Source organism: Aeromonas sp. ZOR0001, assembly GCF_000801015.1.
GTDB lineage: Bacteria > Pseudomonadota > Gammaproteobacteria > Enterobacterales > Aeromonadaceae > Aeromonas > Aeromonas veronii.
The window spans coordinates 1-10,453 of sequence record NZ_JRJY01000130.1 but is presented as its reverse complement, the minus strand read 5'-3'; the positions used below and the strand labels follow the sequence as shown (position 1 = coordinate 10,453).

Annotated in this window: 11 protein-coding genes and 1 pseudogene; all 12 read left to right on the top strand. The window is 56.2% G+C overall.

Annotated features, from left to right (window positions below):
* Positions 1 to 109, top strand: a pseudogene (locus L972_RS16580) (flagellar biosynthetic protein FliO); the annotation flags it as partial.
* Complete coding sequence (gene fliP, locus L972_RS16575; RefSeq protein ID WP_047439655.1) at positions 96 to 869, top strand: flagellar type III secretion system pore protein FliP; 774 nt, start codon at positions 96 to 98, stop codon at positions 867 to 869. The pseudogene L972_RS16580 and the gene fliP, both read left to right, overlap by 14 nt.
* Before the next feature lie 25 nt (positions 870 to 894).
* Positions 895 to 1,164, top strand: a complete 270-nt coding sequence (fliQ, locus tag L972_RS16570) for a flagellar biosynthesis protein FliQ (RefSeq protein WP_005334727.1) — start codon at positions 895 to 897, stop codon at positions 1,162 to 1,164.
* A complete protein-coding gene (gene fliR, locus L972_RS16565; protein WP_047439653.1) occupies positions 1,161 to 1,958 on the top strand; it encodes a flagellar biosynthetic protein FliR in 798 nt (265 codons plus the stop codon). The genes fliQ and fliR overlap by 4 nt, the downstream gene beginning before the upstream one ends.
* Entirely contained in the window at positions 1,951 to 3,081 is a 1,131-nt protein-coding gene (gene flhB, locus L972_RS16560) for a flagellar biosynthesis protein FlhB (RefSeq protein WP_047439651.1), read from the top strand. Before fliR ends, flhB begins: the two co-directional genes overlap by 8 nt.
* Positions 3,082 to 3,188: 107 nt before the next feature.
* Positions 3,189 to 5,291, top strand: a complete 2,103-nt coding sequence (gene flhA, locus L972_RS16555) for a flagellar biosynthesis protein FlhA (RefSeq protein WP_005353675.1) — start codon at positions 3,189 to 3,191, stop codon at positions 5,289 to 5,291.
* 16 nt (positions 5,292 to 5,307) lie between these two features.
* Positions 5,308 to 6,732 carry a flagellar biosynthesis protein FlhF gene (flhF, locus tag L972_RS16550; protein ID WP_047439649.1) on the top strand — a complete coding sequence of 475 codons (1,425 nt, stop codon included), beginning with the start codon at positions 5,308 to 5,310 and terminating at the stop codon, positions 6,730 to 6,732.
* Between the two features lies 1 nt (position 6,733).
* Positions 6,734 to 7,609 carry a MinD/ParA family protein gene (locus L972_RS16545; RefSeq protein WP_013723550.1) on the top strand — a complete coding sequence of 292 codons (876 nt, stop codon included), beginning with the start codon at positions 6,734 to 6,736 and terminating at the stop codon, positions 7,607 to 7,609.
* The gene (locus tag L972_RS16540; RefSeq protein ID WP_047439647.1) at positions 7,602 to 8,321 is read left to right on the top strand and encodes an RNA polymerase sigma factor FliA; all 720 of its coding nucleotides are present in this window, start codon (positions 7,602 to 7,604) and stop codon (positions 8,319 to 8,321) included. Before L972_RS16545 ends, L972_RS16540 begins: the two co-directional genes overlap by 8 nt.
* A 123-nt stretch (positions 8,322 to 8,444) precedes the next feature.
* Positions 8,445 to 8,816: a chemotaxis response regulator CheY gene (cheY, locus tag L972_RS16535; protein WP_005334709.1), complete on the top strand. Its 372-nt coding sequence runs from the start codon at positions 8,445 to 8,447 to the stop codon at positions 8,814 to 8,816.
* A gap of 12 nt (positions 8,817 to 8,828) precedes the next feature.
* Entirely contained in the window at positions 8,829 to 9,569 is a 741-nt protein-coding gene (locus tag L972_RS16530) for a protein phosphatase CheZ (RefSeq protein ID WP_005353668.1), read from the top strand.
* An 11-nt stretch (positions 9,570 to 9,580) separates the two neighbouring features.
* Positions 9,581 to 10,453, top strand: an 873-nt coding sequence (locus L972_RS16525) for an Hpt domain-containing protein (protein WP_047439645.1), incomplete at its 3' end; no start/stop codon positions are given.

Genomic DNA, 10,453 nt, shown 5'->3' with positions numbered 1-10,453 from the left:
GCAGCAGGTCAACTTTCTCTACCGGCTGGAGGAGCCGCTGGACGAAAACCAGCCGCAGGCGTTTTCCCAGCAGCTTGGCAAATTGATGGGCAAGCATGAAAAAAGCTAACGGCTTATGGCTGAAAACGGGGCTGCTGGTCAGCCTGCTGATAGCACTGTTTTGCTCCTGGCCTGCGTTGGCACAGGACGCCATGTCGGCGGTGACCGTCAAGACCATGGGGGATGGCTCTCAGGAGTACAGCCTGACCCTGCAAGTGCTGGCGCTGATGACCGCGCTCTCCTTCTTGCCAGCCATGGTGATCATGATGACCTCGTTTACCCGCATCATTGTGGTGTTGGGTATCTTGCGCCAGGCAATAGGTCTGCAACAGAGTCCCTCCAACCAGGTGTTGATCGGCATCGCCCTGTTTATGTCGTTCTTCATCATGTCGCCGGTGCTGGATCGCATCAATGATGAGGCGTTGCAGCCCTATCTGGCCGAGACCATTCAGGCAAAGGAGGCGCTGGAGCGGGCCGAGTTGCCCATCCATCAGTTCATGTTGGCCCAGACCCGGATCAAGGATCTCAACACCTTTATGGAGATCGCCAACGTGCAGGTGGAGAAACCTGCCGATGTGCCGCTACGAGTGCTGATCCCTGCATTTGTCACCAGCGAGCTGAAAACCGCCTTCCAGATTGGTTTTATGCTGTTCCTGCCGTTCCTGGTCATCGATCTGGTGGTCGCCAGTATTCTGATGGCGATGGGGATGATGATGCTCTCGCCGATGATTGTCTCGCTGCCCTTCAAGCTGATGCTGTTTGTGATGGTGGATGGCTGGAACCTCATTCTGGGGTCACTGGCCAACAGTTTCGGACTGGGTGCCGGTTAGCCGGTCGAGCGCAAGGAGCCCGAACATGAGTCCTGAAACCTTTGTCGACGTCTTTCGCGAGGCGCTCTGGCTGGTCAATATCATGGTCAGCGCCGTGATCCTGCCCAGTCTCGCAATCGGGCTGGTGGTAGCCATTTTTCAGGCGGCCACCTCCATCAACGAACAGACCCTGAGCTTTCTGCCCCGTCTTATCGTGACCCTGCTAGCCTTGGGAATTGGTGCTCACTGGGGAATGCAGAGTCTGATGGACTTCTTCATACTGATGGTCAATCAAATCCCCGAGGTGGTGGGATGACCTACACAACCGCTCTGATCATGGAGTGGTTGTCTTCCATCCTCTGGCCGCTGGCGCGGGTGAGCAGCCTGCTGATGGTGATGGCGGTATTCGGCAGCCGCCTCGCTCCTGCGCGGGTACGGATGGGGCTGGCTTTGGCCATCACCTTTCTGATTGCCCCGCTGCTTCCGAAAATGCCACCCATTGAACTCTTCTCGGCCGGCAGCTTTCTGGTATTGGGCCAGCAGTTGCTGATCGGTATTGCCCTTGGTCTGATGACCCAGTTTCTGATGGAGAGCTTCGTGATGGCCGGTCAGGTCATCGCCATGCAGACCAGTCTGGGTTTTGCCACCCTGGTGGATCCGATGAATGGCCAGTCGGCCCCCGTGGTGGGGCAGTTTTATCTGATGTTGGCGACCCTGGTGTTTCTGGCGCTGGACGGTCATCTGGTGATGCTGCGGCTGGTCATTCTTAGTTTCGAGACACTGCCTGTCTCCGAGCTCGGCCTCTCGGTTTCATCCATGAAAACCCTGAGTGCGTTTCTGGGTGTGATGTATCAGGCTGCTTTGGTGATGTCGCTCTCAGCCATCGTCGCTTTGCTCCTAATCAACTTCGCCTTTGGTGTCATGACCCGGGCTGCGCCGCAACTCAACATTTTCAGTATCGGTTTTGCGGTCAGCATGATGTCGGGTCTGCTCATCCTCTGGCTCACTATCGGCGGGTTCCTCGGCCACTTTGACATCATGTGGGAGCGGGTGCAGGAGGTTAGCTGCGAGCTGATCAACACCCAGTGCTTCGGGGGCGCTCATGGCTGATACCGACCAGGAACGTACCGAACAACCCACGGGCAAACGACTGCAACAGGCCCGTGAAAAAGGGCAGATTGCACGTTCAAAAGAGCTGGGGACCGCCAGCGTTCTGCTCTCGGCGGTCTTTGGCCTGTTGATGCTCAAGGGCTCGCTGGCGACTGCCATGATCAAGGTAGTCACCATGGGCTTTACCCTGGACAGGGAACAGGCGTTTGATCCCAATGCCATGATCGCCATGCTGCCGGCGCTGCTGGGGGAACTGGTGCTTCCGCTGGGACTCTTGTTTGCGCTGGTGGCGATTGCCGCTTTTATTGGCAACACCCTGATGGGTGGGATGAACTTCTCCACCGAAGCCATGATGCCCAAGATGAGCAAGCTGAGTCCACTCAGCGGCATCAAGCGGATGTTCGGGGTGCAGTCGCTGATCGAGCTGGTCAAATCTATCGCCAAGGTGGTGTTCATCACCCTGTTTGCCTGGTGGATGTTATCCAGCCAGTTCAATCACCTGCTAAACCTCTCCATGGAGGGATTTCCCGGCGGCATTATCGATGCGCTGGAGCTGTTTCTCTGGATGTTGATCATCCTCTGCTGTGCCCTGCTCCCCATCGTGGCCATCGATGTGCCGTTCCAGCAGTGGAACCACATGCGTCAGCTCAAGATGACCAAGCAGGAGGTGAAGGACGAGTTCAAGGACAGCGAAGGCAAGCCCGAGGTAAAAGGCAAGATCCGTCAGTTGCAGATGCAGATGGCGATGCGTCGAATGATGGGGGATGTACCCAAGGCCGATGTGGTGATCACCAACCCGACCCACTACTCGGTAGCGCTCAAGTATGATGCGGGCAAACCCGGTGCCGCGCCCAAGGTCGTGGCCAAGGGCACAGATGAAATTGCAATGAAGATCAGGGAGATCGCCAGAGAGTACGAGATCCCCATCATGCCGTCACCGGCTTTGACCCGGGCTATTTACCACTCAACCGAGCTGGGCCACGAGATCCCGGAAGGGCTGTTTGCGGCGGTTGCCCAGGTGCTCGCTTATGTCTTCCAGCTCAAGAAATTCCGCCGTGGTCAGGGGCGCCGTCCCCAGCCGCTGGCTAAAGATCTGCCCATTCCGACCGAATATCGAAAATGACAAAGTTCTGACGTAGTCAAAATAAATCCATTGCATTTCAATGTCTTGCATTGTTGGCTTGATGTTTGCTTTAATCTGGCACCAGCAGGTTGAAATTGAGAAGCGCGATGGAATTCAAGGCAGTATTGGGCCAGTTCAAAGAGTACCGGGGAGTTTTGGGCAAAGGCCTTGGCACCCCTCTGCTGGTATTGGCCGCGCTCGGCATGGTGGTGTTACCCATCCCGCCGCTGATGCTGGACGTGCTCTTCTCCTTTAACATTGCCCTCTCCATCGTGGTGCTGCTGGTATCCGTCTATACCCGCCGCCCCCTCGAATTTGCAGCCTTCCCGACCGTACTGCTGCTCGCAACCTTGCTGCGGTTGGCGTTGAACGTTGCCTCGACCCGGGTGGTGTTACTGGAAGGTCATAATGGTAGTGCGGCGGCCGGCCATGTGATCGAGGCGTTTGGTAACGTTGTGATCGGCGGCAACTATGCGGTCGGCATCATCGTTTTCACCATCCTGATGATCATCAACTTTGTGGTCATTACCAAGGGTGCCGGGCGGATCGCAGAAGTGAGTGCCCGTTTTACCCTTGATGCGATGCCGGGCAAACAGATGGCCATCGATGCCGATTTGAACGCCGGTCTCATCAATCAGGAAGAGGCTAAGAAGCGTCGTCAGGACGTGACCCAGGAAGCCGACTTCTACGGCTCCATGGATGGTGCCTCCAAGTTTGTCAAAGGGGATGCCATTGCGGGCATCATGATCCTCTTTATCAACATCATCGGCGGCTTCATCATCGGGATGATGCAGCACCAGCTGACCTTCAGCGAATCGGCCGAGATCTATACCCTGTTGGCCATCGGTGACGGTCTGGTGGCGCAGATCCCCTCCCTGCTGCTCTCCATCGCCGCTGCCATCATAGTGACCCGTCAGAATACCGATCAGGACATGGGAACTGCGGTGCTAGGTCAACTGTTTGACAATCCAAAGGCGCTGATCATCTCGGCCGGGATTCTGCTGATGATGGGACTGGTGCCGGGGATGCCGCATTTCGCCTTCCTGAGTCTGGGGGCTCTCGCCGCTGCCGGTGCTTGGTGGTTGCTGCGCCGCGAGAAGCTGGCAGCCGCCAAAGCGGCCAAGGGCGAGCTGCTGCCTGCCACAGCCGAACAACCTCATGAGCAGAAAGAGCTGAGCTGGGACGATGTGATGCCGGTGGACATCATCGGGCTGGAAGTGGGTTATCAGCTGATCCCGCTGGTGGATCGCAATCAGGGTGGCGAACTGCTCAACCGGATCAAAGGGGTGCGCAAGAAACTCTCGCAAGAGCTGGGCTTTCTGGTCCCGGCCGTCCACATTCGCGACAACCTGGATCTGGCGCCAAACCAATACCGCATCACCTTGATGGGGGTCAGTACCGGCGAGGCCAATGTCTACCATGATAAGGAGATGGCCATCAATCCGGGGCAGGTGTTCGGCCAGATCCAGGGGATAGCCACCCGGGATCCCGCCTTCGGACTGGAAGCGGTCTGGGTTGCCAAGGAGATGGTCTCTCAGGCACAGACGCTGGGGTATACGGTGGTGGATACCGCGACCGTGGTGGCTACCCATCTGAGCCAGATCCTGACCAACCATGCGGCTCTGCTGCTGGGCCATGACGAAGTACAACAACTGCTCGATATGATTGGCAAACATCAGAGCAAGCTGGTCGAAGGGTTGGTGCCGGAAGTGATCAGCATGGGTAACCTTGTGAAGGTATTGCAGAATTTGCTCAATGAAGGCGTGCCAATCCGCGATATGCGCACTATCCTGCAGACCCTGGTTGAATACGCGCCGCGCAGTCCGGATCCGGAAGTGCTCACGGCCGCTTGCCGGATTGCCCTGCGTCGCCTGATTGTGCAGGAGATTGCAGGCCCCGATCCCGAGCTGCCGGTGATTACCTTGGCGCCGGAATTGGAACGTATATTGCATCAATCCCTGCAGGCTGGTGGCGGTGATGGTGCCGGTATTGAACCGGGTCTGGCTGAGCGGATGCAGCGTTCGCTGGTGGAAGCCACTCAACGACAAGAATTGGAAGGCCAACCGGCCGTGCTTCTGACATCGGGGATCTTGCGCAATACCCTGGCGAAATTTGTCAAGAATGCCATTCCTGGATTGCGCGTTCTGTCTTATCAGGAAGTGCCCGACGACAAGCAGATCCGCATCGTCAGTGCGGTAGGGCAGAACTAGTTAGCGGAGACGACGGGTGAAGATTAAGCGGTTTTTTGCCAAGGATATGCGAACGGCTCTGGCCGAGGTCAAGGAGACTCTCGGGCCTGACGCCGTCATCATGTCCAACAAGAAGGTCACCGGAGGGGTAGAGATAGTCGCCGCAGTCGATTATCAATCCCAGGTTCCGGGGCCCAAAGATGCGCCGGTTCGCCGTCAGCTGAACGATGAGAGCGTCAATATTTCGTCTGCTGCACGGCAGATGATCCGCCCCGAGCCGACGCCGGCGAAGGAGCAAAACGAACATTATGCCGATACCTTGGCCGCCTTGCTGGCGCGCCAGCAGAAGCTCAAGCCGGGCAATGGGGCGCCAATGGGCAATACCCAATCGGCCGGTTTGGCTGCTGCCAATGCAGCGCCCAGAACATTGGCCGAGCAGGGGCAGTGGGGCGCCGCTCCGGAACCTGCCAAGCCCAAGGCCCGGATTGCCTCAGGCCAGCGCGCCCCTCAACCTGCCCAGCGGGATCAGGAGATGGAGGGGATGCGCAAGGAGATGGCCAGCATCCGCAAATTGCTGGAGCACCAGATCTCCGGGCTGATGTGGCAAGAGGTGGAGCGCCGCGAACCGATGCGGGCTCTGCTGATCAAGGAGCTCAAGAAGCTCGGCTTTGATGATGCCTTTGCCGATCAACTGGCGGGACTGATCCCCGAAGATATGTCCATCCATCAGGCGATGGCCCAGTTGGCCGAGGTGTTGACGGCCCAGCTCAAGATCAGCGAGGACGAGATCATGCGTCAGGGCGGCGCGGTGGCGCTGCTTGGCCCGACCGGGGTGGGCAAAACCACCACTATTGCCAAGCTGGCGGCCCGTTTCGCCATGAAGTATGGCGCCGAGCAAGTGGCGCTGATCACCACCGACAACTACCGGATTGGTGCCCATGAACAGCTGCAGACCTATGGCCGCATCATGGGTTGCCCGGTACGGCAGGTGCGTGATGCCGAAGAGCTGGCCAATGCCCTTTATCAGTTCCGCCATCGTCGGCTGGTACTTATCGATACGGCCGGGGTTGGCCAACGGGATATCCGCTTGACCGAGCAGCTCGATACCCTGGTCAAGAATGCCAAGGTACGGATCCGCAGTTATCTGGTGATGTCGGCAACTTCTCAGCGTCGGGTGATGCAGGAGGCGGTTGACCATTTCCGGCGTATTCCATTAAGCGGCTGCATACTTACCAAATTGGATGAAAGTCTGAATCTGGGCGAAGTGATTAACGTGTGTATCCAGAATTCATTGCCCATCAGCTATATCACTGACGGACAAAGGGTTCCGGAAGATATTCAGGTTGCCAATGCGGCGCAGCTCGTCGGGGCTGCCATGGGCTCGCTGGAGCGAGAAACAGAGGAGCCCTATTTCTGGGGCGCAGGCTTTGGCGAGGCCGAAGATTCGGAGTTTTATGAGTAACATGTATATGGATCAGGCGAGTGGTCTGCGCAAAATGCGTCAAAACAATCGAGTAAAAGTAATCGCCGTTTCCGGTGGTAAAGGTGGCGTGGGCAAGACCAACGTGACCCTGAACGTGGCCGGAGCCATGGCCGCCCAAGGCAAGCGGGTGATGGTGCTGGATGCCGACCTGGGTCTGGCCAACGTCGACGTCATGCTGGGGCTGCGGGTTCATCGCAACCTCTCTCATGTCCTGGCGGGTGAATGCACCATCGACGATATCATCGTCGAAGGTCCCTACGGCATGATGATCGTGCCTGCGACCTCGGGCACCCAGTCCATGGTCGAGCTTTCTCCGGTGCAGCATGCCGAGCTTATCCGTGCCTTCAGCGAGATGAAGACCCAGGTCGACATCCTGTTGGTGGATACGGCGGCGGGGATCTCCGACATGGTGCTGAGCTTCACCAGAGCAGCTCAAGACATCATGGTGGTGGTCTGCGATGAGCCGACCTCCATCACCGATGCCTACGCCCTCATCAAGATCCTCTCAAAAGATCACGGTGTGTTTCGTTTCAAGGTGGTGGCCAATATGGTGCGCAGTCTGCGCGAAGGGCAGGAGCTCTTTGCCAAACTGACCCGGGTCACGGATCGTTTCCTCGACACCTCGCTGGAGCTGGTCGCCTGTGTACCCTATGACACCAATCTGCGTGCCGCCGTGCGCAAGCAGAAGCTGATTGTCGAGGCGTTTCCCAAGTCGCCGGCCGCACTGGCGTTCCGGGCCCTTGCCAATAAGGCGGCGAGCTGGCCGGTTCCCAACCAGCCGGGCGGCCATCTGGAGTTTTTCCTGGAAAATTTGTTGCAGAAACCGGCCACAACACAGGAAGGTTCCCGTGAATAAAGCCCAAGCGTACTTGCGTCATCAGGATTCCTACGTGCTGGTGGAGCGTCATGCTCCCCTGGTCAAGCGAATTGCCCAGCATTTGTTGGCTCGCCTGCCCAGCAGTGTCTTGCTGGATGACCTGATCCAGGCAGGTATGATTGGGCTGCTTGAAGCCTCCCGCAACTTTGACGGTAGCAAGGGGGCCAGCTTCGAGACGTATGCCGGGATCCGCATCCGAGGCGCCATGCTGGATGAGATCCGGCGTGGTGACTGGGTACCCCGCTCTGTGCATCGCAACAGTCGCGCTATTGCAGAGGCGATCGAGAGTGTCGAGCAGACTCACGGGCGTGACGCGCGAGATACCGAGGTTGCTGCCGAGATGGGGGTCTCCATCGCTGATTACCATGCGATGCTGCAAGACGTCTCCTGCGGCAAAATTATCGGCATCGAAGATTTGGGTGTCAGCGAGGATGTGATCGGCAACCCCGATGACGCCCCTTCAGGCTCGGGATTCGATGAATTGGCTGCCGAGCGATTTCAGATTCAATTATCCGAGCAAATTGGTCGTCTACCAGAGAGAGAAGCTTTGGTTCTCTCTCTTTACTACGATGAAGAGCTGAATTTGCGTGAAATTGGCGAGGTTTTGAATGTCAGCGAGTCGCGTGTGAGCCAGATCCACAGTCAGGCAATGCACAGATTGCGTGCTCGTTTGAGAGATTGGCATCTATAAGTGTTTGTACTGGCTACACTGAGATGAAACTCTAAGGCATAATCCGCACGACACAACCCGTTTTTAGCATCATGTAAGTGAGCCACTCTGGTGGCTATTTAGGAGGGAATTTTGGACAAGAACATGAAAATCCTCATTGTTGACGATTTTTCAACGATGCGCCGGATTATCAAGAACTTGCTGCGCGACTTGGGATTCAACAATACCCATGAGGCGGATGACGGCAATACAGCGCTGCCGATGCTGAAAAATGGTGATTTTCAGTTTGTAGTTACCGACTGGAACATGCCTGGCATGCAAGGTATTGACCTGCTTAAAGCCATCCGTGTCGATGAGAAGCTCAAGCATCTGCCGGTACTGATGGTAACCGCTGAAGCCAAACGTGAGCAGATCATTGAAGCCGCCCAAGCTGGCGTCAACGGTTACATCGTCAAGCCCTTCACCGCAGCAACGCTCAAAGAGAAACTCGACAAAATTTTCGAACGAATTGGCTAAGGAGCTGCAGGGATGATGGCCAAAACGAGAGCAATGATTTCGCTCGACCAGGCAAGGATGCTTGTTGCTCATCTGGAGCAAGGCGAATTTGAGCTGGCCGATGAACTGCTTGCCGAAGTGTGTGCCCCCAACGCAGCAGATCTGTTTGAAAAAGTAGGTCAGCTGACCCGACAACTGCATGATTCACTTCAAGAATTTCGCCTTGATCCCCGTATTCCAGATTTGGCTACTCATGATATTCCCGATGCTCGGGAGCGCTTGAGCTACGTTATCGATATGACCGACAAAGCGGCCAATCGCACAATGGATGCGGTGGAAGCCAGTTTGCCGATAGCGGATCGCCTGAATGACAATATCCAGCTGGTGATGCCGAACTGGAATGCCCTGATGTCTCGTGACATGAGCGTGGGGCAGTTCAAATCCTTATGTCACCAACTTGATGATTTTATTAAGGCTTCAGAGTCTGATGCCGATAAATTACGGCAACTGCTGACAGAAATCCTGATGGCACAAGATTTTCAGGATTTGACAGGTCAGATGATCCGCAAGGTCATCAAGCTTGTTCAGGAAGTTGAAACAAAATTAATAGAAATGCTGACCATGTTTGGTGAGGCTTCTGCTGAGCATTCAACTCGTAGTATTCCTGTCAACGGGATTGAAGCAGAGGGCCCTATCATGAACCCCGAGGCTCGTGCCGATGTGGTCAATGGTCAGGATGATGTGGACGATCTGCTGTCTAGCTTGGGATTCTAATGGAGTGACGCATGGCCTTCGAAGTTGATGAAGACATACTGCAAGACTTTCTGGTCGAAGCATCCGAAATATTGGAACAGTTGTCTGAACAACTGGTCGACTTGGAAAAGCGGCCCGATGACAAGAACCTGTTGAATGCCATCTTTCGCGGTTTCCATACCGTGAAAGGGGGGGCAGGTTTTCTGTCGCTCGGTGAACTGGTTGATGTATGCCACGGTGCGGAAAACGTGTTCGATATCTTGCGTAATGGCAAGCGAACCGTTACTGCGGAGCTGATGGATGTGATCCTGCAAGCGCTGGATGCCATCAATGTCATGTTCGCCCAGGTTCAAAATCGCGAAGCACCCAGCCCTGCGTCAGATGATTTGCTTCATGACCTCCATGAGTTGTGCAAGCCAGAAGGGGAAGAGCAACTGCGCACTGCTACCAGTGTGGCTGCGGCTGTAGAATCTGAACCTGCAGCACCGGTAGTTGTTGAAGACGTTGCTCCAGAAGTTGTTGAACCTGCAGCCATCAGCAGCGAGCCTGCTCCTGTCAATGGCGGCGGCTCGATCGATGAAATTTCTGCAGACGAATTCGAGCGTCTGCTGGACGAGCTCCACGGCGTGGGTGGGGCTCCGACCAAGACGGCTGCAGTAGCCCCGATAGTCGGTAGCTCTGGCGATATCACCGATGATGAGTTTGAGGCCTTGCTGGACCAGCTCCATGGCCAGGGACAGCACATGGGGGCGCCAGAGGTGAATCCTCTGAAGTCGGTGCAAAAAGAGGTGGACGAGCTTATCGATGATGATGAGTTTGAACGCTTGCTTGATGAATTGCATGGTCGTGGTCAAGGGCCTCAGAGTACTATGGCACCTGCCGCACCTGCCGCACCTGCCGCACCT